This window comes from Bradyrhizobium sp. CCBAU 51765 (genome assembly GCF_015291725.1).
Lineage (GTDB): Bacteria > Pseudomonadota > Alphaproteobacteria > Rhizobiales > Xanthobacteraceae > Bradyrhizobium > Bradyrhizobium liaoningense.
Genome location: NZ_CP030038.1, coordinates 7,511,503 through 7,532,530, shown reverse-complemented (window position 1 = coordinate 7,532,530; position 21,028 = coordinate 7,511,503). Strand labels below are relative to the sequence as shown.

Below are 21,028 nucleotides of genomic sequence, written 5' to 3'. Positions count from 1 at the left end.
TCGCTCACGGATCCAAGATCGCATGACCATCGAAGTCGTCGCCCTGTTCGCGATCTTGTTTGCGCTGCTGGCCTGCGGCGTCTGGATCGGCCTGACGCTTGCGCTCACTGCGACGCTGCTGCTCGCGATGTTCCGCTCGATCCCGCTCGACAAGCTGCTGCCTCAATATGCCTGGAACATCCTGACCACGCAGGAGCTGCTCGCGCTGCCGCTGTTCATCCTGATGGGCGAGCTCTTGTTTCGCACCCGCCTGTCGCGCTCGCTGTTCCAGGGACTGGCGCCCTGGGCCGGGCTGCTGCCCGGCCGCCTGCTGCATGTCAACGTGATCGGCTGCACTATCTTCGCGGCGATCTCGGGCTCGTCGGCCGCGACCACGCAGGTGATCGGCCGCATGTCGCTCAACGAGCTCCTGCGCCGCGGCTATTCCCGCGACATCGCCATCGGCTCGCTCGCCGGCGCCGGCACGCTCGGCTTCCTGATTCCGCCGTCCAACATCATGATTATCTACGGCGTGCTCGGCGACGTCTCGATCCTGAAGCTGTTCACGGCCGGCGTGCTGCCGGGATTTTTGCTGGCTGCTACCTTCATGGCCTGGGTGATGCTGCACACGAGCCTCAGGCCCGCGATGGTACCTGAGACGGAAGCCAAGCTCTCGCAGGTGCCATGGAGCGAACGCTTCGCCGCTCTGAAGGACCTCGCCCCGGCGCTGTTCCTGATCGCCTGCGTGCTCGGCTCGATGTATGGCGGCCTCGCGACGCCGTCGGAAGCTGCCGCCGTCGGCGTGCTCGGCGCGGCGCTCGTGGCGTGGGCGCAAGGGGCGATGTCGCAGCAGGTGGTGCGCGACGTGCTGATCGGCTCGGTCGTCACCTGCTCGATGATCGCGCTGATCGTGCTCGGCGCTTCGATCCTCGGCAATGCCGCAGCCTTCCTCGGCATCCCGCAGGCGGTGGCCGCCTTCGTCAAGGGGCTCGGCCTGTCGCCGTTCATGCTGATTGTGACGCTGATCGTCTTCTATCTCGTTCTCGGCTGCTTTCTCGACGGCTTCTCGATGATCGTGATGACGCTGCCGATCGTGCTGCCGATCGTCAAGGGCGCCGGCTTCGACGAGGTCTGGTTCGGCGTCTTCCTCGTGCTCGCCGTCGAGATGGCGCAGATCACGCCGCCCGTCGGCTTCAACCTGTTCGTGATCCAGGGGCTGACCGACGACGGTCTCGGCTACATCGCCCGCGTGACGATGCCGTACCTCATGATCATGATCGGCTTCGTGCTGCTGCTGACGCTGTGGCCCGGCATCGTCACGATACTGCCGAAAGTGCTTTACGGATAAGCCACGTCGCTCCGGGATTGGCAGATCGAGGTCGAAACGGTCAGTGCCGCTGCCGTTTCAATTCGCTCCGTGCGTCAAAGTCGTCTCCTGCGCGCGTTCCGTGTTTGCACGCCCTGTGATCCGTCGTAAGCTGCAGCGGCAAGCAGAAGTACAACAGCAATCACACCGGTGAACGTGGCTCCTTCGGCGCTATCCGCCGAGAGAGGGGATGTCTGTTGGCGACTCGGTCCGATGGAGGACGATCGACGCGTACTGAACTGCAAATGCCCCCTCGCGGCCGCGCTCACGAAACGCAATCAACAAACGCTAGAGCGGGAGGAAGTGCAAATGAGAAAGCAGTGGCTCAGCTTGGCCTTGCCTGCCGTCGTCGTTGCGACTCTTGCAGCATCGGCGGCGTCGGCCCAGGCCGTGGATACGGCCCGCATCGAGGCCGGCGGCCAGAACGACTGGCTCACCTATCACGGCTCGTACAAGTCCCACCACTACAGCCCGATCGCGCAGATCAACACGAACAACGTCGCCAATCTCGGCGTGGCCTGGATGCATATCCCCGGGCGATCGACGCGCGGTCTGCAGTCCATGCCACTCGTGGCTGACGGGGTGCTTTATTATTCGGGCTCTTACAGCCGCGTCTTTGCGCTGAACGGCGCGAGCGGCGAGGTCATCTGGTCGTTCTTTCCGGAGCTGGACGAGGCGCTCATCAGCCGGCAAACCCACTCTCCCTACAACCGCGGCGTAGCTCTCGGCGAAGGCAAGGTCTTCGTCGGCACGATGGATGGGCGTGTCTTCGGGCTGGATGCGAAGACGGGAAAGGTCCTCTGGGAGACCAAGCTGATCGACTCGCAGAAGCTCACGGTCGGCTTTACCGGCGCGCCGCTCTACGCGAAGGGAAGCGTGATCATCGGCGCGCAAGGTGGCGAATGGCCGGGCCGCGGCCCGATCTTCTCTCTCGATGCCACGACGGGAAAGAAGAAGTGGGAATTCCTGACGGTCGCGGGCACCGAAGAGGCCATGAAGACCTGGGGCAACGAGTCCTGGCGCACCGGCGGCGGCGGCGGCTGGATGCCGGGCACCTACGATTCCGAGACCAACACCATCCTGTGGGGCACCGCGAACCCTGCGCCGCTCTACGATTGGTCGGGCGCCGACTACAAGACGCAAGGTGCGCGCCCCGGCGACAATCTTTATACGACTTCGGTGATCGGCCTCGATATCGATACCGGCAAGCTGAAATTCTATCATCAGGAACTGCCGCACGACGCCTGGGACTTTGACAGCTCCGTCGGCGAGTTCGTGATGCTTGAGCGCGACGGTCAGAAATACGTGGTTCATCCGAACAAGGGCGGCTTCGTCTTCGTCTACGACCGCAATCTGAAGGTGAAGAACGTCTGGCGGCTGGTCGAGAACATCAACTTCGTCAAGGATATCGACCCCAAGACCGGCGCGCTGATCGGCCGCCGCGATTTCTCGGTCGGGAAAGTCACTGAACCGCCTCTGTGTCCGTTCATCGGCGGCGGCATCAGCTGGAACGCCGGCTCGTATAGCCCGAAGACCGGCCTCTACTACAAGATCGGCCAGGAATGGTGCATGACGCTGGACATCCAGAAGACGACACCGGTCACGACGCCGCAGGTCCAGCTCAATATCGGCGCCGATTTCAAGATGACACCTCCTCCCGGCGGCGAGATCTATGGCCATCTCGACGCGCGTGATCCCATAACGGGAGCGAAGAAATGGGAGGTCCGCTATCCCGAGCCACCGCTTGGAAGCGTGCTGTCGACGGCGGGCAATCTGGTCTTTGTGCCGGATTCCCGCGGTGTCCTTCACGCCTATGATGCCGAAACCGGAGCCGAGCTGTGGAAGCACAACAACGGCACCGGTCACCAGGGCGGCATCGTCAGCTACTCCGTCGGCGGCAAGCAATATATCGCCGTGACCGCGGGCTTCGGCGGCATGCTGGCTGACGAGTATGCGCCGAACTTCGGCGGCGTCTACAAGAGCATGCCGCGTGACGACGGCGCGCTCGTCGTCTTCAGCCTGAAATAGTTGCCGCAAACGATCTGGGGGAGCGGGTGCAAGCCCGCTCCTTGCCGATCGCAACGGCCACCTGCTTCAGGAATGGAGTGGACGTGTTGAAGCTGCATTTGAGAACAGTTCCGGTGGGCGCCTCGCTGCTGTGCGCTGCAATTGCTCAAGCACAACCCGCGGCGCCTGCGCCCGAGAATGCGCCGTTCGAGGTCGAGCAGGTGTTCGCGGGGACTTGCGGGTTTTGTCACTCCGACGGCGGCCGGGCCGCCGGCAAGGGGCCGCAACTGATGAATTCGCCGCGCGACGACGACTTCCTTCGCAATCGCATCAAGCTCGGCAAGCAGGGCGCGATGCCGGCGTTCGATGGCGCTTTCACCGACGCGCAGATCGACCTGATCGTCAAATACATCCGCGCCTTGAAACCACGCGAAGGCTGAACCAGACGCGCGATGCGTCCAGATGAGGGTGTGCAATGAAGGCGATCGTGCTGGTCATTATCGCTGCCGCCATCGGGCTGCCGGGACCGGCGCAGGCGCGAACCCTGGACGCCATCCGTGCGAGCGGCGTGATCGGGCTGTGCGCGCATCCCAACTCGCTTCCCTTTGCCCGCAAGAGCGGCGAGCCGCCCGGCTTTCAGGTCGAGCTGGGACAGGTGATGGCCCGCGAGCTCGGTGTGGCGCTGAGGCTCGACTGGATCATCACGCAGTACCAGATGCGCAGCGCCGGCTGTGACATTCTTCTGGACGTCATCGCCGACCGCGAGGCGCAGGGCGAAACACGTTTGAGGATTTCGAACCCATATTATCGCACGGGCGTCGCGCTCGCGGTGCCGTCATCCAGCCCGCTCACCTCGTTCAAGAGTCTCAACGAAAAGACCAAGGTGGGAGTGCAGGTCGGATCGATCGCCGCCATGATCATCGGCCAACGGCGCGTGCCCCTGTCGACGTTCGGCTTCGAGAGCGACAGCCTGGAGGCCGTGTCGAACCGCGAGATCGACGCCGCCGCGGTGACGCCTACTGCGGCCGGCTATTTCAATCTGACGCATCCGGACAATCCACTCCGGATCCTGGATCGTGATGAGAGCGTGGCCGATCTCAACTGGAACGTCGCCGTCGGCATGATCCGCCCGGACGATGCGTTGCGCGAGGCCATCGACCGGGCCCTGGAACGGCTGCGGAGCGACGGCACGATCGACCGGATCTACCGCCGCTATGGCATCGTGCTGCAGGCGCCGAAATAGTCGAGCTGCACTCCGGAACGGCTTTCGTTGAATCGATTGCAGCGGCTTGTTCACCTCTCCCGCAAGCGGGAGAGGGAGCGCACCTCCGTCGTTGCAGCGATCAAGCCTCATGTCATCGTGCTTTACGCCGCGGCCTTCTTCCGCGCGAGCTCGGCCTTGTACAACTCGAACTCCTCCGCGATCGCCCTGGCGATCGACGGGCGCTGCCGCAGGCGCTCGTAATAGGCCTTCACGTTCGGCCATTTCGCAAGCTCGATCGGCGGCGTCGCCATGGTCCAGTTGATGACCGTGGCGAGATAGGCGTCGGCCACGCTGAAATGGTCGAGCAGGAACTCGCGTCCCTTTAGATAATTGTCGAGATAGTCGAGCCGCGACAAGTTCTTCTCCAGCGCATAGGCCTTCGTCTCCTGCGGCGCCTTGCGGTCGAGCAAGGGGAGGAAGAGACCCTTGTGCAGCTCGGTGCCGATGAAGCACAGCCATTGATGCAAGCGCGTGCGGTCGATGCCCTGCGCGGCGCCGAGGCCGGATTGCTGGAAACGGTCCGCGACATATTGCAGGATCGCGGCGTTCTCGGTCAGCACCACGCCCTCGTCGGTACGTAGCGTCGGCACCAGGCCGATCGGATTGATGGCGCGGAAGTCGGAGCCGTCGCTCAGCACGGTCTTGGTCGGCGGATCGACTTCGAGATAGTTCGCCTCGGCGCCGGCTTCATAGAGCGCAACGCGTGTCGCCATGGAGCAGGCGAGCGGTGAGAAATAGACATCCATCTGTAGCCTCCTTGGGCAATTCTCTGGAAGTTTCGCTCAACCTGGCCAGATTGATTTTTGTACTGTCTTGCATAATATGTCCACGGTCAAGGATTAATTTGCGGAATGGTACAAAAATCGAAGCTGCCAACTGCTGCCGGTCAGCCCAAGCGCCGCGGCCGTCCGCGCGCCTACGAGCCCGATGTCGCGCTCGGCAAGGCGCTCGACCTGTTCCGAAGGCAGGGCTTTGCCGCGACCTCGCTCGACGATCTCAGCGAGGCCACCGGCATGAATCGCCCGAGCCTCTACGGCGCCTTCGGCGACAAGCGCGAGCTCTACATCAAGAGCTACCAGCGCTACCGTGAGGAAGCGCGGGCCTCCATGGCCGCGATCTTTCGCGAGGAAATGCCGCTGCGCCAACGCCTGGAGCGAATCTTCGCCTCCGCGCTGAACATCTATCTCTCCGGCGAAGCCGGCCCGCGTGGCTGTTTCACGGTGGTGACGGCGGCGTCCGAGGCGGTGAGCGATCCCGAGATCCGCGCCATGGTGCTCGACGGACTCACCGAACTCGACAAGGCTTTTGCCGGTTGCTTCCGCCGAGCCAAGGAGAAGGGTGAGTTGCCGGAGAGCGCCGATCCGGCCGTGCTGGCGCAGCTCGCATCAGCTGCCGTGCACTCCATCGCCGTCCGTTCGCGCGCCCGCGTTCCGCGCAAGGAGCTGGAGGCGATCGTGAAGGGCGCGATCGATATGATGGTCGGCGCGAAAGCGTAGGCTGCCTCCGCAGGCAGGCGGAGACACCGAGCCTGAAGCGCCAGCGCTGGCGAAATCCAGGGGCTTAGTAGCCCCTTGCCCGATCCACCACATTCTCCAGCGCTCCGCCGGCCTCGAACCGTCCGATCTGCTCGGCGACATAGGCCGAGATCGCGTCCGCGTCGGTGTCGGCGGCATTGTGCGGCGTCAACACCACCTTGGGGTGGGTCCAGAAGCGGCTGTCCGCCGGCTGCGGCTCCTGCACGAAGACGTCGAGCGAGGCGGCGCCCAGCGTACCGTCGTCGAGGCAGGCCAGGATATCGGCTTCGTTCTGAAGGCCGCCGCGGCCGGCATTGATCAGCACGGGCGCGCCGAGCGGGCTGTTGCGGTTGAGCTTTGTGAAGACGTCGCGGTTGAGGATGCCGTTTGTGTCAGGCGTCAGCGGCAGCAGGCAGACCAGGATGTCGGTCGTGCGCAGGAAGGCATCGATCTGCGCAGTGCCGTGGAAGCACGCGACGCCGTCGATCGTCCGCGGGCTGCGGCTCCAGCCGGCGACGCGGAAGCCGAGCCGCAGCAGCACATCGGCTGCATCGGCCCCCAGCGTGCCCAATCCCATGACGCCGACGGTGATCGCGCTCGCCGGCCATTGATATTTCGGCTCCCAGCGTTTCTCGCGCTGCGATTGCCTGAGGTAAAGCTCCTGGCGGTGGTGCATCAGCACGTGCAGCACGACATATTCGGTCATGCGATTGGTGAGATCGGGCACGGCGACGCGCACCAGCGGCACGTCGGGCAGGCTCTTGTCCGCCATCAGCGCGTCGACGCCGGCGCCGAGATTGAAGATCGCGCGGAGATTGGGAAACGCGCCGAGATCGCCCGGCACCGGCTTCCACACGGCGGCATAGTGCACCTCCGCCGGGTCGAGCCCGGCGTCCGGCAGCAGCACCACGCGACGGTCCCCGCAGACCGCTTCGAACCGGGCCTTCCAGCGCTCCGGCAGCCAGTTCTGCTGCGTGCTGTTGATCAGGACGGCCAGTGTACCCAGGGTCATTCGAAGTGCCTCGTCGGTTCCGTTTGAGAAGGCCCTCCTTGGCACGATCTGCCGGATTTTTCTTGCAAATTTTTTCCGCAGCCATGTCGGCGCGGGGCATATTGGCGCGTCTTTGAAACAGACGAGGAAAGTGTCGCCCATGCTTTACGCCATTCTTTGCTATCACGACGAGGATTTCGTCGGCTCCTGGACCAAGGAGCAGGACGAGGCCGTGATGAAGAAGCTCGCCGTGGTGCAGGAGAAGCTCACCAGGCAGGGCCGGCTCGGACCGGTGGCGCGGCTGTTGCCGACGACCGCGGCGGCGACCCTGCGCAAGGAGGACCCGCCTCTGGTGCTCGACGGTCCCTATGCCGAGACCAAGGAGCAGCTGCTCGGCTTCTACATCGTCGACTGCAAGAACCTCGACGATGCGCTCGACGTCGCGCGCGAGCTGGGCTCTGCCAATCCCGGCGGCGCCTACGAGGTGCGTCCCGTGGGTGTGTTCCGGCCCGGAGGAAATCTGACGTGAGCGAGGCCGACACCGCCTGGATCGAGACTGCGCTGACCTCGGCGCGACCCCAGGCGGTGGGCGCGCTGCTGCGCTATTTCCGCGATCTCGACACCGCAGAGGAGGCCTTTCAGAATGCCTGCCTGCGCGCGCTCAAGTCATGGCCGCAGAACGGGCCGCCGCGCGATCCCGCAGCCTGGCTGATCATGGTCGGCCGCAACGTCGCGATCGACGAGGTGCGCCGCGCCCGCAAGCAGCAGCCGCTGCCGGATGACGACCAGGCCATCTCCGATCTCGATGATGCCGAGGGGGCGGTGGCCGAGCGGCTCGACGGGTCGCACTATCGCGACGACATCCTGCGGCTGATGTTCATCTGCTGCCATCCTCAGCTGCCGGCGACGCAGCAGATCGCGCTGGCGTTGCGCATCGTCTCAGGCCTCACCGTGAAGCAGATCGCACGCGCCTTCCTGGTCTCGGAAGCCGCGATGGAGCAGCGCATCACACGGGCCAAGGCAAAGGTCGCCGACGCGGGCGTGCCCTTCGAGGCGCCCGGCGCGGTCGAGCGTTCCGAGCGGCTCGCCGGCGTTGCTGCCATGATCTACCTGATCTTCAACGAAGGCTATTCGGCGAGTGGAGACACTGCGGAGATCAGGAAGCCGCTGTGCGAGGAGGCGATCCGGCTGGCGCGGCTGCTGCTGCGGCTGTTTCCGAGCGAGCCCGAGATTATGGGCTTGACGGCGCTGATCCTGTTGCAGCACGCCCGCAGCGCCGCGCGCTTTGCCGAGGACGGATCGCTGATCCTGCTGGACGATCAGGATCGTTCGCTGTGGAACGGCACCATGATCGCGGAAGGCCTCGCGCTGATCGACAAGGCGATGCGCCACCACCGCAGCGGTCCTTATCAGATCCAGGCCGCAATCGCCGCGCTGCATGCGCGCGCAGCGACCCCGGAGGAGACCGATTGGACGCAGATCGATCTGCTCTATGGCGCTCTGGAAGTGGTGCAGCCGTCACCGGTGGTGACGCTCAATCGCGCGGTCGCGGTTTCAAAGGTGCGCGGGCCGCAGGCTGCGCTCGATCTTATCGAACCGCTGGCGCCGAAGCTTTCCAACTATTTCCATTTCTACGGCGTGCGCGGCGCCTTCCTGATGCAGCTCGGCCGCAACGACGAGGCCCGCGTCGCCTTCGACCGCGCCATCGCGCTCGCCAACACCTCGGCCGAAGCCGCCCACATCCGCATGCATCTCGATCGCCTGATCCGGGACAGCCAGCCGAAGAAGGCCAATGGCGGCGCCAGGCAGGGCGCGAAGGCGAAGTAGGCCCGTCTGCTTCCACGTCGTCATGCCCGGGCTTGTCCCGGGTACCCACGGTCTTTCCCTCCGCGCCAAGAACGTGGATGGCCGGGACAGGCCCGGCCATGACGTGGGGTGGGCAATGCGCCAAAGAATTTCTGTTCCATTGTCGGCCGAGGCCTTCCCCGTACGTCCTAGGCTCCGAATCCCGGAGAGTCATTCATGCTGAAAGCCATTGCCGTCATCGCCATCGTCCTCGCGGCCGGAATTGCGGCCGTGCTCGTCTTCGCCGTCACCAAGCCCGACACGTTCCGCGTCGAGCGCAGTCTCTCCGTGAAAGCTCCGGCCGACGCGATCTATCCGCTGGTTGCTGATTTCCATCGCTGGACCGCCTGGTCGCCCTATGAGGAGCGCGATCCCGCCATGAAGCGCACGTTCGGCGGAACCGCGGCGGGAGAGGGGGCGACCTACGCCTGGGACGGCAACAACAATGTCGGTGCGGGCCACATGGAGATCCTGGAGGCGAACGGGCCCTCCAAGCTCCGCATCAAGCTCGATTTCGAGCGGCCGTTCGAAGGGCATAACACCGCCGAATTCACCTTTGTGCCGCAAGGCGATGCCACTCTGGTCACGTGGGCGATGTACGGTCCGGCCCCGTTCCTGTCCAAGGTCATGCAAGTGTTCGTCAACATGGACAACATGATCGGCAAGGATTTCGAGGCAGGTCTCGCCGGCCTGAAGAAACTCACCGAGAAGCAATAGACCTCACTGCAAGCGAAGAGGAGCGAAACGATGCTTAATCCCTATCTGTTCTATCAGGACACTTGCGAAGCGGCGTTCAACTATTACGCCAAGGTTCTCGGCGGCAAGATCGATGCGATGATGCGGTCATTGGACGCGCCGCCGGACGTGCCGGCCGCTCCCGGCCGTGAGAAGATGATCATGCATGCACGGATGTCGCTGCCCGACGGCAGCGTGCTGATGGCCTCCGACGCGCCGGCCGAGCACTTTCACAAGCCACAGGGCTTTTCGATCTCGCTCACAGTCAAGGATCCCGCAGACGGCGAGCGCAAGTTCAACGCGCTCGCCGACGGCGGCTCGGTCACCATGCCCTTCAGCAAGACGTTCTGGGCCAAGGGCTTTGGCATGTGCGTCGACAAGTTCGGCATTCCCTGGATGGTGAACTGCCCGGCGGAGGGGATGTGACGGGCGCGATCGCGCCTACGATCCGTTGAGTTGCGATCCCCTCTCTCCAATGCTGCGGGAGAGGGGACACGCATGGATTCCTTACGTCACGCACCAATCGGCCGCTTGTTCTCTCACCGGATTGATCCGGTGACGTTCTCGCTCGGCGGCGACGACTCCACGCAGCGAGGGCAGATCAGGAGCTTGGTGCCGAGCCGTCTGTCGTTCTCCGCCTGTATTTCGTCATGGACCACCCACCACGCCTGGGAATAGGGCTGCAAGGTGCCGAGCACGCGTTCCCGCTCCTGATTGGGATCCGGTGCCGGGGGCACGGGATTTGCCACGCGCCGCTTCGCGACGTGAGGACGGTTCGGATCCTTGCCAAGACCATCCCACGCGATGGGGCGACGTTCCTGCGCTGAAGCGCCTGCGCAAGCAATCAGCGCTGTGCAAAAACTGAGCAGGATGAAGCTGTATCGAATCATGCCGGGGCCTTTGCTGCGTAAGCGACGCGCAATCCGCGTGAAAAACTTCGCGTCACGTCAATCTAATGGAACTCAACGCAAACGGACCAGCCGGCATGGCCAATACGAATCAGAATTTCACATCACTTTGCGCGCGGAGTGAGGCCGCTTCGTGAAGCCGACTGCACCGCACAATAATTGGCGCAATATTGGGCTGTGATCTGCACAACAGAATCGCTAACTTTGCTTCATAAAATCTAAAAAGCAGGGCGGGGCGACTTGGAAGGGGAGCGACCGATGGCGGCGGCGCTGCAGATCAACTTTGCTCTTTGGGGAATGGTCATTTGCGTGAGCATGAAGCTCGCGCCGGTGGTCCAGACTTTGTTTTAAAGCATGATCCGGAGAAGTGCGCAGCGGTTTTCCGAAAAGATCATGCTTAAACAACAATCTAAAGCGCGACAACGATTCATTCTAATCGCATCGCGCTTCAGATCGCGTACTCTCTGACGACACCGTGCTGCGGCTTTCGACGATGGTCGTCGGTGCCGGTCGCAGGTGATCGCGAGACTATGAACGACGACTTCGTCACCGACATCGCGGATAGATCGCGGCGAGGTCGCGCCCCTTCAACAGCAGCAGCCGTGAGCTCAGGCCGCCTCGGCGGCTGATCCAGTCGCGCACCGGGCCGGGATAGGCGGCGAGCACTGCGACCGATGCTTCCGGCTCGGCATAGAAGCGCCCGCGCCGGTCCACCGAGCGCGCGGCGTGGAAGCCCAGCACCGCGCGCTTGGTGACGCAGATGCGCTCGCCCGGCACGATGCTCAGCACCAGCGTGCAGGCGGACAGGCAGGGACCGTCGATCACGACGCGTTCGCCGCTCTCGCGCACTTTCTCAAACAGATCGAGGAACGGCCCGACCTGTCCACCCGGCGACTGGATGATGCGGATCTCGGCCGCCGCGGGCGTGACGCCGAGCAGCGCGGATGCAAGCATCAGGGCTTTGAGGCAGGTGATACGTCGCATGAAGCTCTCCACCAACTCGCTCTTGCAGGGTGGGCAAAGCGTAGCGTGCCCACCATTGTCGCCTCATATCTGGAGAAGTGGTGGGCACGGCGCTTGCGCGCCTTTGCCCACCCTACACGGCCTACCCGTTGCGCCGCTGGCCGCGCAGCGTTGGCAGGCCGATACCCGCCGCATCGAAGCCGCCATCAACGGCCAAAATTTGTCCGGTGATGTAGCTCGCGCTCGCCGAGCACAGGAAATAGATTGCTTCCGCGAGCTCCTCCTCCAGGCCGTAGCGGTTGAGCGGAATGGCGTCGTGATAGTCGGCGCGGATCTCCTTGGTGTGAACCTGCTTCGCCATCGCGGTGTCGACCGGTCCCGGCGCGACCGCGTTGACACGGATATTGAGGGAGGCGAGCTCGACCGCGAGCTGCTTGGTGAGGTGCGCAAGGCCCGCCTTGCTGGTGCCGTAGGCCGAGCGCAGCGTCGAGGCGCGCACCGCCGAGATCGAGGTGATGTTGACGACGGCGCCGCCATTGCCGTCGCGCATCAGGGGCACCGCCGCCTTGGTGCAGAGGAACGGTCCGGTAAGGTTGACCTCGAGCACGCGGCGCCAGTCAGCGTCGGACGTCTCCATCAGCGGCGCGAACACCGCGATGCCGGCATTGTTGACGAGGGCATCCAACCGGCCGAACCGCCGCTCGATCGTCGTCATTGCAGCACTGACCGCGGCCGCGTCCGAAACGTCGCAGGTCAGCGCCAGCGTCGCCTCGCTCTTGCCGATTTCGGCGACCGCTCGGCCGAGCAGTTCGCCCTCGATGTCGAGCAGCGCCACGCGCCAGCCCTCGGCCAGGAATTTCTTCGCGGTCGCAAGCCCGATGCCGCGTGCGGCTCCGGTAACGAGGGCGACTTTTTGCAGGGCTTGCGGCATTGGCTGATCTGTCCTGTGTCGGGAGGGACGCGAGAGCGCCGGCCCCTTTTACTTCGCTTTGGTTCCGGCACGAAAGGGCCCGCGCCGTGCCTATCGAGCCCGACTGGGCCCCGAATACCCCTGCCGCAGTCGCGCTTGCGCGCCTCCAGATAATTCCTCTCCCGCTGTCGGCTCGGCAGAAGGTCGTTCGTCCTAGAGGGGAGCGCGGGCCAGCTGTTTCCGCCCGCGGGACAGATGGGAATGACTGAGAGCAGCGAGGAGGTTCCATGCGGTTCATGATGCTGATGATCCCGCTCGGTTACGAGGCGGCACCGCCGGACGTTCAACTCGATCCCGAGCGTGTCGCGGCGATGATGCGCTACAACGAGGCGCTGAAGGATGCCGGCGTGCTGATCACGCTCGACGGCCTGCATCCGCCATCGATGGGGGCGCGCGTCTCGTTTGCGACCGGCAAGCCCATGGTCACCGAAGGCCCCTTCGCTGAAGCCAAGGAAGTGCTGGGCGGTTATTGGATGATCGAGGCCGCCTCGCGCGAGGAAGCGATCGCCTGGGCGAAGAAGTGCCCGGCCTCGGCCAACGAAATCATCGAGATTCGGCAGGTGCAGGAGGTGGCCGACTATTCGCCTGAAGTGCAGGAGGTCGTGGCCGGGTTTGGCGACCTCAAGAAGTAGACGACAGCCGCGACCGTTTTCCGATCAAACCAACCAGAGGAGATATCCATGAGCGCCGAACACAGATTTCTCGCCGTCTATCTCGGCAGCACGACCGGTACCAAGATGGCGGCCTGGCGCGCCCTGCCGGAGACCGAACGGAAGGCTAGGGAGCAGGAGGGCATGGCTGCCTGGCACGGCTGGGTCGAGAAGCACAAGTCCGTCATCGTCGAGATCGGCGGCCCGCTCGGCAAGACCCGCAGGATCGACGCGAGCGGCGTCACGGAGGTCAGCAATGCGCTGACCGGCTTCACGGTGGTACGCGCCGCCTCGCAGGAGGAAGCTGCCAAACTGTTCGAGAACCATCCGCATTTTGCGATCTTTCCGGGCGAGGCGATCGAAGTGATGCCCGTTCTGCCCATTCCGCAGATGTAGCTTCGGTGCGAGCCCGTTCCGGGCTCGATGCCGACGCACCGGCCCGGCATGGCCGTGGAAGTACGGGGTTAATCCTGCTTCATCGCCGCTAGTGACCTTCACGCCCGGCTCATGTAAAGGTCGTTCACATGAGCTGGCGCAAGGAGCAGCGCCGCGCCGAGCGCGGCTATCACCACGGCAATCTGAAGGAAGCCTTGTTGCAGGCCGCTCTCGGGCTGATCGCCGAGAAGGGGGCGGCCGGCTTCACCTTCGCCGATGCCGCGCGCATGGCCGGCGTCAGCGCGGCGGCGCCCTATCGGCATTTCCGCGACCGCGACGAGCTGCTGTCCTCGATCGCCCAGCGCGGTTTCGAGCAGTTCGAGGCGCGCCTGTCGGCGGCCTGGGACGACGGGCGGCCCGACACGGTCACCGCCTTCGAGCGTGTCGGCAAGGCCTATCTCGCCTTCGCCCGCGAGGAGCCTGCCTTCTACAACGCGATGTTCGAATCGGGCGTGCCGGTCGATGCCAATGCCGCACTTCAGGCCGCCAGCGAACGCGCCTTCAACATCATTCGAGCCGCCGCCGAGCGGCTCGCGGCGCTGACGCCGCCCGGCACGCCCCGCCCGCCGGCGATGATGATGGCGCTGCACATCTGGTCGATGGCGCATGGCGTGGCCTCGCTGTTTTCCCGCGGCGATGCTGCGCGACGCAAGCTGCCGATGTCGCCGGACGAGCTGCTGGAGGCCGAAGTGCTGATCTATCTGCGCGGCCTCGGCTTCCCGATCGACCGCCGTCCGGCCACGAAGGGGGCCGAGCCGCCGCCGGTGCCGCCGGAGGCTTCCTCCGGTTCGGGTGTGCCGCCGGGCGGCCCCTGGGGCAAGCCGAAATAAAATTGCGCAAATAATTCCGCGGGCCTGTCAGGCGCTCGGCTTGACAAAATCGCGGGATGGTTTAGCTATGTAAATGTTATTTACATTCACAACGGCGCAGGTGCCGTGATGGAGATGGGAAATGGCCTACACCGCTGATGTCAATCGATGGCGCGGCCCTTCGGACCAATACCAACAGTACGAGCGTCCCCGCATGCTGGATACGCCCTGGCATCCCGGCTGGATCGCCGTGACCATTCTCGGCTTCATCATCTGGTGGCCGATCGGACTTGCCCTTCTCTTTTTCACACTCGGGAGCAGAAGAATGTCGTGCTGGAGTCACCAGGATCGCTGGCAGAACAAGATGGAGCGGATGCAGTACAGAATGGATCGCATGCGCGACCGCATGGAGCGCCGCGGCTTCGGCTTTGGCTTCGGCCCGCCGTCCTCCGGCAACCGCGCCTTCGACGAATATCGCACCGAGACGCTGCAGCGCCTCGAGGAAGAGCAGCGCGAGTTCAAGGATTTCCTGACCCGTCTGCGTCACGCCAAGGACAAGGAAGAGTTCGACCAGTTCATGGCGCAGCACAAGACGCGTCCGACCCCGCCGCCCACCGACCAGCAGCAGGGCTGACATCCAAGCCTGACGCCTCTCAAAGCCTTCAGGCGCATGCCCCCAAAGTCCTGATGGCCCCGAGCCGCCCGCCTGCGCAACCCGCAGGCGGGCGGTTCGGCTTCGGCGTGTTCGCGCTAGCGCGAGAGGCCGGATACCCGCGCGCGAGCGGACGCGCATCCCGTGGACAGCGCTGGCGCCTAGATCCGGACCGCCTATATTCGCCGTCACAGATGCACGCGGATCGGAGGCGACAATGCCGGAAGCTGCGATAGACGCGAGCGACGACCTCTGGCCGGCGATCCGCCGCGAGGCCCAGCGTGCGGCAGCTGCCGATCCCTTATTCGGCAAGGCGCTGGCCGGCGCCGTCCTCGCCCATGACGATTTTGCCGCGGCTCTGGCCGATCTGATCGGGCGGCGGCTCGGCAGCCGCGCCGAACGCGCGCGCTTCACATCCTTTTCCCGCGACGCCTTTCGCGACGAGCCGGACCTGATCGAAGCTGCCGGCAGGGACCTCGCGGCCATCGCGCGCCGCGACCCCGCTGTCATCGACCTGCTGCCACCATTGCTGCACTACAAGGGTTACATCGCGCTGCAAGCCTGGCGCGTCTCGAACTGGCTCTGGCGTCATGACCGTCGCGACGCGGCGCTGCTGTTTCAGAACGAGGCGTCGAACCTGCTCCAGGTCAGCATTCATCCCGCTGCCAGCATCGGATCCGCCGTCTATCTGGACCACGCCACCGGCATCGTGATCGGCGCCAACGTCGTCATCGGCGCCGACGTCACCATTCTCCAGAACGTCAGCATCGGCCGCAGCAGCGAACTGCCGGCGCGCTCGCCGCGCATCGGCCGCGGCGTCTACATCGGCGCGGGCGCGAGCATCCTCGGCGACATCAGCATCGGCGATCTTGCAAAAATCGGCGCCGGCACTGTCGTGACGGGCGACGTCCCCGCCGGCTGCACGGCGGTCGGCAATCCTGCGCGACTGACCAACTGCCCCGAGACGGTCCCGGCCGTCTGACGCGCCCTCGCTTAGAGCATGCGTTCCCACCGCTCTCGCACGTTCGCTTTGACGCGTTCTCGGCGCACGTTGACGTGAATCAAGCCGCGCGCATCGCGAACGCGATGTAGTTCGCCAGGCAGAGGCGAGGAGCATGACGATGGCGAACGCAAGGATACTCGTGGTCTATTATTCCCGGACCGGCACGACGCGCAAAGTTGCTCAATCCCTGTCGGCTGCGCTGTCCTGTGACAGTGAGGAAATCACCGAGGCTGGTAGCCGCAAGGGGATATTCGGTTATTTGCGCTCGGCCGTGGAAGCGCGACGGCAGATCCCATCGCGCATCGCCGCCACCGTCAGGGATCCATCTCTCTACGATCTCGTTGTGATCGGAACCCCGGTCTGGGCTTGGTCGCTGTCTTCGCCCGTTCGTGCCTACCTGCTCGCAAACCGGTCGAAACTCCCTGCGGTGGCGTTCTTCTGCACGCTTGGCGGGGCCGGCAGCGATCAGGTCTTCGGCCAGATGCGGGAGCTCGTCGGCAAGCAGCCCCTTGATTGTCTTTCCGTCACTGCGCGCGAGGTGGCATCGGCGAACGACGCACCGCGGCTCGCCACGTTCGTCGAGGCCCTACAGCGGGCCATTGCCAACGGGCGCAGCAGTGCAGCGACGAACGCGGCCTGAGCGGAGTTCGAAACCCGGTTCCGGGACCGCGGGGGTCTTGTCCTCGATTTCCCAACCAGATGCCGCCGCCCTGGGCTGCCGGGGCCAAATCCCTGGTCTGCCAGCCTTTCCGGCAGCCAAATTTGCTGCCGGTAACCGCGCATTAACCAACGCCGGGCTCTGGTAATTGCGGACAGTCGCGTCCAAAGCCGTGTCGAGGCCCATAGTTTTGACATCTTGGCGGGGAATGCAGACGGCCGGCTTTGGACGAGCCCTGCACCCCAGAAAGAACAAGGCTTTGAGCGGACTTGCCGGCCGCGCCGGCTCTAGCGCGGCTGTTGGGGAACACCGGCAGCGATTTGCTGGCCGAAGGACATTAGGTAACGATCGCCTTGAGAGGATACTGCTTATGAATCCGGCCGACGTGGCTCAGTCAGCCCTTCCGGTTGCCGCCTCCGCCGACGTGTCGCTGATTGCGCTGTTTTGGCAGGCTCACTGGATCGTGAAAGCGGTGATGCTGGGACTTCTGTCCTGCTCCGTCTGGGTCTGGGCGATCGCCATCGACAAGATCTTTCTTTACGCGCGCACCCGGCGCTCGATGGACCGGTTCGAGCAGGCGTTCTGGTCCGGCGAGTCGATCGAGGAGCTCTATCGCACGCTGTCGGCCAAGCCGACGCATTCGATGGCAGCCTGCTTCGTGGCGGCGATGCGCGAGTGGAAGCGCTCGTTCGAAAGCCATGCGCGCTCGGTCGCCGGCCTGCAGATGCGCATCGACAAGGTGATGAACGTCTCGATCGCGCGCGAGGTCGAACGGCTGGAACGGCGCCTGCTGGTGCTGGCGACCGTCGGCTCCGCCGGCCCCTTCGTCGGCCTGTTCGGCACGGTCTGGGGCATCATGTCGAGCTTCCAGTCGATCGCGGCGTCGAAAAATACCTCTCTGGCGGTTGTTGCCCCCGGTATCGCGGAAGCGCTGTTTGCGACCGCCGTCGGCCTTATCGCCGCCATTCCTGCCACTATTTTCTACAATAAGTTCACGTCCGAGGTGAACCGGCAGGCCCAGCGGCTGGAGGGCTTCGCTGATGAATTTTCCGCCATCCTGTCGCGTCAGATCGACGAGCGGGGCTGAAGGACGGCATGTATGGAGCGTTTTCGAGCGAAGTGGATACCGGTTCGCGTGAAGAAAACGCGTCAAGACAAGAATCCAGAGCCCCGTTCGGATTTCATCGGAACGGAATTGGCTCTACTGTGAAGGGCAATTTGGGCACTCGATCATGGCGATGAACGTTGCGAGCTCATCCGGAGGCGGCGGGCGCCGCGGCCGGCGCAAGCCCGTCGTGGCCGAAATCAACGTCACGCCGATGGTCGACGTGATGCTGGTGCTGCTCATCATCTTCATGGTGTCGGCGCCGATGTTGACGGTCGGCGTGCCGCTCGACCTTCCCCAGACCCAGGCCAAGAGCCTCGAGAACAACGACCAGAAGCCGATCCAGATGTCGGTCGACATCAAGGGCAAGGTCTTCATCAATGATGCCGAGATCGCGCTGAGCGAGCTGGTGCCGAAGCTCAAGGCGATCACGGATGCGCGGGGCGGGCTCGAGGAACGCATCTACCTGCGCGCCGACAAGAAGGCCGATTACGGGACGGTGGCCAAGGTCATGGGCCTGCTGTCCGGCGCCGGATTCAAGAAGCTCGCCCTCGTCACCGAAGCGGATCAGGGGTAAGCGGTGAAGGTGAACGTCGACAAGACACTCGTTGCGTCGATTGCCCTCCATGTCCTCGTGCTTGGATGGGGCCTCGTCACCTTTAGCAGCAGGGCCTATGTGGCGCCGGAGGAGTCGCTTCCGGTCGACATCATCTCCTCCGATCAGCTCGCGAAGATGATGGCGGGGCAGAAGACCGGCAAGAAGGAAGAGCCGAAGCCCAAGGTCGAGAAGATCGCGGAAGCCAAGCCCGAGGAAGACGCCGTCGGCAAGGTCACCGAGAAGAAAGAGCTGATCAAGACCAACTCGACGCCCGAGCCGCCGCCGAAACCCGTCGAGAAGCCGGTCGAGAAGAAGCCCGAGCCGCCGAAGCCCGTGGCCGAGGCGAAGCCGAAGGAAGAGCCTAAGCCGCAGGAAAAGAAGCCTGATCCGGCCAAGGAAGATCCGATCGCCGAGCTGCAGAAGAAGCTGGACACCAAGAAGCCGCCGCCGAAGCCCGTGGAGCAGAAGGTCGCGGCAGTGCAGCCGCAGCAGCAACCGAAACCCAAGGAGCGCACCTTCGACCCCGCGCAGATCCAGCGCGATCTCGACAAGCGCGCCACGACCCGCCACGAGCTGACTGGATCGGCGCTGAATGCGTCGGCGTCGCTGGGAGCGGCGACCGGGACGGCCGCCAACAACGTCGCGACCTGGCGCGGCGCGTTCATGACGGCGGTCAGGCGCTGCTTCAACCCGACTTATAACGGCCAGGATCAGGATCAGTACGCCGCGGATATCGATATTCCCATGAAGATCGACGGAACGCTGGCGTCGGAGCCGATCATCGTTGAGGTGAGGGGACCTTCACGAACGATCGCTCAGGCCATTGCCGAGAGCGCCAAGCGCGCCATCGTGCAATGTCAGGCCTATGCATTCTTGCCGAAGCAGCAATATGAAAGCTGGAAGAAGATCGAGACGACCTTCACCCTGCGTGACGCGCTCTGATATCCCAACAAAAGAATTATGCGATGAATGACGTCCGATCGATAACCCGCCGCCGCTTCGTCACTCTGACCGGATCGACACTCGCGATGCTCGGGGGCGGAAGCGCCTTCGGCCAGCGAATTGGAATCCCCTCGAATGAATTCCAGCCGATCCCGATCGCGATCAGCAACTTCGTGCCGGGCTCGCCCTCCGACGGCGACGTCGGCAACGGCGTCACGCAGGTCATCACCAACAATCTGAAGCGCTCCGGCCTGTTCGCGCCGATCGACCAGGCCGCCTTCATCGAGCGCATCAGCAACATTGACGTCGCGCCGCAATTCCAGAACTGGAAGACCCTCAACGCGCAGGCGCTCGTCACCGGCCGCATGACGCGGCAGCCGGACGGCCGCCTCAAGGCCGAATTCCGTCTGTGGGACGTCATCTCCGGCCAGCAACTCGCCGGCCAGCAATATTTCACCTCGCCGGAATATTGGCGCCGCATCGCCCACATCATCTCCGACCAGATCTACGAGCGCATGACCGGCGAGAAGGGCTATTTCGACAGCCGCGTCGTGTTCGTGGACGAGACCGGGCCGAAGGAGCGCCGCGTCAAGCGGCTCGCGATCATGGACCAGGACGGCGCCAATGTGCGCTATCTGACCCGAGGCTCCGACCTCGTGCTGACGCCGCGCTTCTCGCCGAACTCGCAAGAGATCACCTATATGGAGTTCGGCCAGGGTGATCCGAAGGTCTATCTCTACAACATAGAGACCGGCCAGCGCGAGATCGTCGGCAACTTCCCCGGCATGACCTTTGCGCCGCGCTTCTCGCCGGACGGCCAGCGCGTCATCATGAGCCTGCAGCAGGGCGGCAATTCCAACCTGTTCGTGATGGATCTGCGCTCGCGCTCGACCACGCGTCTCACCGACACGCCGGCGATCGACACTTCGCCGTCCTATTCGCCCGATGGCAGCCGCATCTGCTTCGAGTCCGATCGCGGCGGTAGGTCGCAGATCTACGTGATGAATGCGGGCGGGGGACAGGCGCAGCGCATCTCCTTCTCCAAGGACGACACCAACGCCACCTATTCGACGCCGGTGTGGTCGCCGAAGGGCGACTACATCGCCTTCACCAGGCAGGGCGGCGGGCAGTTCGCGATCGGCGTCATGAAGCCGGACGGCTCCGGCGAGCGGCTGCTCACCTCCGGCTTCCACAACGAGGGCCCGACCTTCTCGCCGAACGGCCGCGTGCTGATGTTCTTCCGCGATCCCGGCGGCAACGGCGGGCCCTCGCTGTACTCGGTCGACATCTCCGGCCGCAACGAGCTCAAGGTGCCGACGCCGGGCTTTGCCTCGGACCCCGCATGGTCGCCGCTGCTGTCCTCGACGTCGGGCTGACAGGAGCGCAGCTAAAACATCGCGTGTTCAGACGCGCGATGTTTTCGAAAAAAAGCGCCGATTTTTTCGAGTTCGCAGCGCACGGCAAGACTTCCTTCACCTTGTGCCCGGCAAGGCTTGCCTAGCTGCTTGATATCTAAGCGAAAATCGGTTCGCTATTGCCGAAAAACAACTCGGCTTTAACGATGTTCCCTCAGAAAGGCTTCATCTCAGTTGGGTTAGAACTACGCGCCCAACCAGGACGCGCGTACACACCAA

At 64.1% G+C, this 21,028-nt stretch carries 24 protein-coding genes; 19 read left to right on the top strand and 5 right to left on the bottom strand.

All coding sequences use genetic code 11. The features are described 5' to 3' along the window. Positions 1 to 22 precede the first annotated feature (22 nt). The 4 genes from XH96_RS34900 to XH96_RS34885 all read left to right on the top strand — a co-directional run bounded on the left by XH96_RS34900 (position 23) and on the right by XH96_RS34885 (position 4,595). Positions 23 to 1,327, top strand: coding sequence for a TRAP transporter large permease (locus tag XH96_RS34900; RefSeq protein WP_194389855.1), 1,305 nt, complete (start codon positions 23 to 25; stop codon positions 1,325 to 1,327). Positions 1,328 to 1,654: 327 nt separating this feature from the next. Next, entirely contained in the window at positions 1,655 to 3,373 is a 1,719-nt protein-coding gene (locus tag XH96_RS34895) for a PQQ-binding-like beta-propeller repeat protein (protein ID WP_194389854.1), read from the top strand. Positions 3,374 to 3,456: 83 nt separating this feature from the next. Beyond that, on the top strand, positions 3,457 to 3,792 hold the full coding sequence (locus tag XH96_RS34890) for a cytochrome c (RefSeq protein ID WP_194389853.1): 336 nt from the start codon (positions 3,457 to 3,459) through the stop codon (positions 3,790 to 3,792). A 35-nt stretch (positions 3,793 to 3,827) separates the two neighbouring features. Continuing rightward, positions 3,828 to 4,595 carry an ABC transporter substrate-binding protein gene (locus tag XH96_RS34885; protein ID WP_194389852.1) on the top strand — a complete coding sequence of 256 codons (768 nt, stop codon included), beginning with the start codon at positions 3,828 to 3,830 and terminating at the stop codon, positions 4,593 to 4,595. Between the two features lie 122 nt (positions 4,596 to 4,717). Here the strand turns inward: XH96_RS34885 and XH96_RS34880 are convergent, their stop codons facing one another. Continuing rightward, on the bottom strand, positions 4,718 to 5,362 hold the full coding sequence (locus XH96_RS34880) for a glutathione binding-like protein (RefSeq protein ID WP_194389851.1): 645 nt from the start codon (positions 5,360 to 5,362) through the stop codon (positions 4,718 to 4,720). Positions 5,363 to 5,467: 105 nt separating this feature from the next. Between XH96_RS34880 and XH96_RS34875 the strand changes: the two genes are divergently transcribed. Continuing rightward, positions 5,468 to 6,112 (top strand): TetR/AcrR family transcriptional regulator, encoded by a 645-nt coding sequence (locus tag XH96_RS34875; protein WP_194389850.1) that lies wholly within the window; start codon positions 5,468 to 5,470, stop codon positions 6,110 to 6,112. 64 nt (positions 6,113 to 6,176) lie between these two features. Here the strand turns inward: XH96_RS34875 and XH96_RS34870 are convergent, their stop codons facing one another. Beyond that, on the bottom strand, positions 6,177 to 7,142 hold the full coding sequence (locus XH96_RS34870) for a glyoxylate/hydroxypyruvate reductase A (protein WP_194389849.1): 966 nt from the start codon (positions 7,140 to 7,142) through the stop codon (positions 6,177 to 6,179). A gap of 139 nt (positions 7,143 to 7,281) precedes the next feature. Here XH96_RS34870 and XH96_RS34865 point away from each other — a divergent pair, with 139 nt between their 5' ends. The 4 genes from XH96_RS34865 to XH96_RS34850 all read left to right on the top strand — a co-directional run bounded on the left by XH96_RS34865 (position 7,282) and on the right by XH96_RS34850 (position 10,127). Further along, the gene (locus XH96_RS34865; RefSeq protein ID WP_194389848.1) at positions 7,282 to 7,650 is read left to right on the top strand and encodes a YciI family protein; all 369 of its coding nucleotides are present in this window, start codon (positions 7,282 to 7,284) and stop codon (positions 7,648 to 7,650) included. Further along, positions 7,647 to 8,948, top strand: coding sequence for an RNA polymerase sigma factor (locus XH96_RS34860; RefSeq protein WP_194389847.1), 1,302 nt, complete (start codon positions 7,647 to 7,649; stop codon positions 8,946 to 8,948). The genes XH96_RS34865 and XH96_RS34860 overlap by 4 nt, the downstream gene beginning before the upstream one ends. A gap of 195 nt (positions 8,949 to 9,143) precedes the next feature. Beyond that, on the top strand, positions 9,144 to 9,683 hold the full coding sequence (locus XH96_RS34855) for an SRPBCC family protein (RefSeq protein WP_194389846.1): 540 nt from the start codon (positions 9,144 to 9,146) through the stop codon (positions 9,681 to 9,683). A gap of 30 nt (positions 9,684 to 9,713) precedes the next feature. Then, entirely contained in the window at positions 9,714 to 10,127 is a 414-nt protein-coding gene (locus XH96_RS34850) for a VOC family protein (RefSeq protein ID WP_194389845.1), read from the top strand. Positions 10,128 to 10,240: 113 nt separating this feature from the next. Here XH96_RS34850 and XH96_RS34845 read toward each other — a convergent pair whose 3' ends face one another. The 3 genes from XH96_RS34845 to XH96_RS34835 form a co-directional block, all read right to left on the bottom strand. Beyond that, a complete protein-coding gene (locus XH96_RS34845; RefSeq protein WP_194389844.1) occupies positions 10,241 to 10,591 on the bottom strand; it encodes a hypothetical protein in 351 nt (116 codons plus the stop codon). A 564-nt stretch (positions 10,592 to 11,155) separates the two neighbouring features. After that, on the bottom strand, positions 11,156 to 11,593 hold the full coding sequence (locus XH96_RS34840; RefSeq protein ID WP_028180149.1) for a hypothetical protein: 438 nt from the start codon (positions 11,591 to 11,593) through the stop codon (positions 11,156 to 11,158). 121 nt (positions 11,594 to 11,714) lie between these two features. Next, the gene (locus XH96_RS34835; protein WP_194389843.1) at positions 11,715 to 12,503 is read right to left on the bottom strand and encodes an SDR family NAD(P)-dependent oxidoreductase; all 789 of its coding nucleotides are present in this window, start codon (positions 12,501 to 12,503) and stop codon (positions 11,715 to 11,717) included. Positions 12,504 to 12,769: 266 nt separating this feature from the next. Between XH96_RS34835 and XH96_RS34830 the strand changes: the two genes are divergently transcribed. From XH96_RS34830 to tolB, 10 genes are all read left to right on the top strand, one after another. After that, the gene (locus XH96_RS34830) at positions 12,770 to 13,174 is read left to right on the top strand and encodes a YciI family protein (protein ID WP_194389842.1); all 405 of its coding nucleotides are present in this window, start codon (positions 12,770 to 12,772) and stop codon (positions 13,172 to 13,174) included. A gap of 48 nt (positions 13,175 to 13,222) precedes the next feature. Then, a complete protein-coding gene (locus tag XH96_RS34825; protein ID WP_194389841.1) occupies positions 13,223 to 13,588 on the top strand; it encodes a YciI family protein in 366 nt (121 codons plus the stop codon). 128 nt (positions 13,589 to 13,716) lie between these two features. Further along, positions 13,717 to 14,457, top strand: a complete 741-nt coding sequence (locus tag XH96_RS34820; RefSeq protein WP_194389840.1) for a TetR/AcrR family transcriptional regulator — start codon at positions 13,717 to 13,719, stop codon at positions 14,455 to 14,457. 121 nt (positions 14,458 to 14,578) lie between these two features. Next, complete coding sequence (locus tag XH96_RS34815) at positions 14,579 to 15,070, top strand: DUF2852 domain-containing protein (protein WP_131873892.1); 492 nt, start codon at positions 14,579 to 14,581, stop codon at positions 15,068 to 15,070. A 235-nt stretch (positions 15,071 to 15,305) separates the two neighbouring features. Next, positions 15,306 to 16,070: a DapH/DapD/GlmU-related protein gene (locus XH96_RS34810; protein ID WP_194389839.1), complete on the top strand. Its 765-nt coding sequence runs from the start codon at positions 15,306 to 15,308 to the stop codon at positions 16,068 to 16,070. Between the two features lie 133 nt (positions 16,071 to 16,203). Beyond that, positions 16,204 to 16,731: a flavodoxin gene (locus XH96_RS34805; RefSeq protein ID WP_194389838.1), complete on the top strand. Its 528-nt coding sequence runs from the start codon at positions 16,204 to 16,206 to the stop codon at positions 16,729 to 16,731. 388 nt (positions 16,732 to 17,119) lie between these two features. Beyond that, positions 17,120 to 17,836, top strand: a complete 717-nt coding sequence (gene tolQ / locus XH96_RS34800) for a protein TolQ (protein ID WP_028180156.1) — start codon at positions 17,120 to 17,122, stop codon at positions 17,834 to 17,836. A 145-nt stretch (positions 17,837 to 17,981) separates the two neighbouring features. Continuing rightward, complete coding sequence (tolR, locus tag XH96_RS34795; RefSeq protein WP_194389837.1) at positions 17,982 to 18,431, top strand: protein TolR; 450 nt, start codon at positions 17,982 to 17,984, stop codon at positions 18,429 to 18,431. Between the two features lie 3 nt (positions 18,432 to 18,434). Further along, positions 18,435 to 19,394, top strand: a complete 960-nt coding sequence (locus tag XH96_RS34790) for a protein TolA (RefSeq protein WP_194389836.1) — start codon at positions 18,435 to 18,437, stop codon at positions 19,392 to 19,394. Between the two features lie 23 nt (positions 19,395 to 19,417). Then, positions 19,418 to 20,770, top strand: a complete 1,353-nt coding sequence (gene tolB / locus XH96_RS34785; protein WP_194389835.1) for a Tol-Pal system beta propeller repeat protein TolB — start codon at positions 19,418 to 19,420, stop codon at positions 20,768 to 20,770. Positions 20,771 to 21,028: the final 258 nt, after the last annotated feature.

Coding starts and splice junctions, on each gene's coding strand:
- XH96_RS34900 (WP_194389855.1), top strand. CDS start 23: ATGACCATCGAAGTCGTCGCCCTGTTCGCGATCTTGTTTGCGCTGCTG.
- XH96_RS34895 (WP_194389854.1), top strand. CDS start 1,655: ATGAGAAAGCAGTGGCTCAGCTTGGCCTTGCCTGCCGTCGTCGTTGCG.
- XH96_RS34885 (WP_194389852.1), top strand. CDS start 3,828: ATGAAGGCGATCGTGCTGGTCATTATCGCTGCCGCCATCGGGCTGCCG.
- XH96_RS34880 (WP_194389851.1), bottom strand. CDS start 5,362: ATGGATGTCTATTTCTCACCGCTCGCCTGCTCCATGGCGACACGCGTT.
- XH96_RS34875 (WP_194389850.1), top strand. CDS start 5,468: ATGGTACAAAAATCGAAGCTGCCAACTGCTGCCGGTCAGCCCAAGCGC.
- XH96_RS34870 (WP_194389849.1), bottom strand. CDS start 7,142: ATGACCCTGGGTACACTGGCCGTCCTGATCAACAGCACGCAGCAGAAC.
- XH96_RS34865 (WP_194389848.1), top strand. CDS start 7,282: ATGCTTTACGCCATTCTTTGCTATCACGACGAGGATTTCGTCGGCTCC.
- XH96_RS34855 (WP_194389846.1), top strand. CDS start 9,144: ATGCTGAAAGCCATTGCCGTCATCGCCATCGTCCTCGCGGCCGGAATT.
- XH96_RS34850 (WP_194389845.1), top strand. CDS start 9,714: ATGCTTAATCCCTATCTGTTCTATCAGGACACTTGCGAAGCGGCGTTC.
- XH96_RS34845 (WP_194389844.1), bottom strand. CDS start 10,591: ATGATTCGATACAGCTTCATCCTGCTCAGTTTTTGCACAGCGCTGATT.
- XH96_RS34840 (WP_028180149.1), bottom strand. CDS start 11,593: ATGCGACGTATCACCTGCCTCAAAGCCCTGATGCTTGCATCCGCGCTG.
- XH96_RS34835 (WP_194389843.1), bottom strand. CDS start 12,503: ATGCCGCAAGCCCTGCAAAAAGTCGCCCTCGTTACCGGAGCCGCACGC.
- XH96_RS34830 (WP_194389842.1), top strand. CDS start 12,770: ATGCGGTTCATGATGCTGATGATCCCGCTCGGTTACGAGGCGGCACCG.
- XH96_RS34825 (WP_194389841.1), top strand. CDS start 13,223: ATGAGCGCCGAACACAGATTTCTCGCCGTCTATCTCGGCAGCACGACC.
- XH96_RS34820 (WP_194389840.1), top strand. CDS start 13,717: ATGAGCTGGCGCAAGGAGCAGCGCCGCGCCGAGCGCGGCTATCACCAC.
- XH96_RS34815 (WP_131873892.1), top strand. CDS start 14,579: ATGGCCTACACCGCTGATGTCAATCGATGGCGCGGCCCTTCGGACCAA.
- XH96_RS34810 (WP_194389839.1), top strand. CDS start 15,306: ATGCCGGAAGCTGCGATAGACGCGAGCGACGACCTCTGGCCGGCGATC.
- XH96_RS34805 (WP_194389838.1), top strand. CDS start 16,204: ATGACGATGGCGAACGCAAGGATACTCGTGGTCTATTATTCCCGGACC.
- tolQ (WP_028180156.1), top strand. CDS start 17,120: ATGAATCCGGCCGACGTGGCTCAGTCAGCCCTTCCGGTTGCCGCCTCC.
- tolR (WP_194389837.1), top strand. CDS start 17,982: ATGGCGATGAACGTTGCGAGCTCATCCGGAGGCGGCGGGCGCCGCGGC.
- tolB (WP_194389835.1), top strand. CDS start 19,418: ATGAATGACGTCCGATCGATAACCCGCCGCCGCTTCGTCACTCTGACC.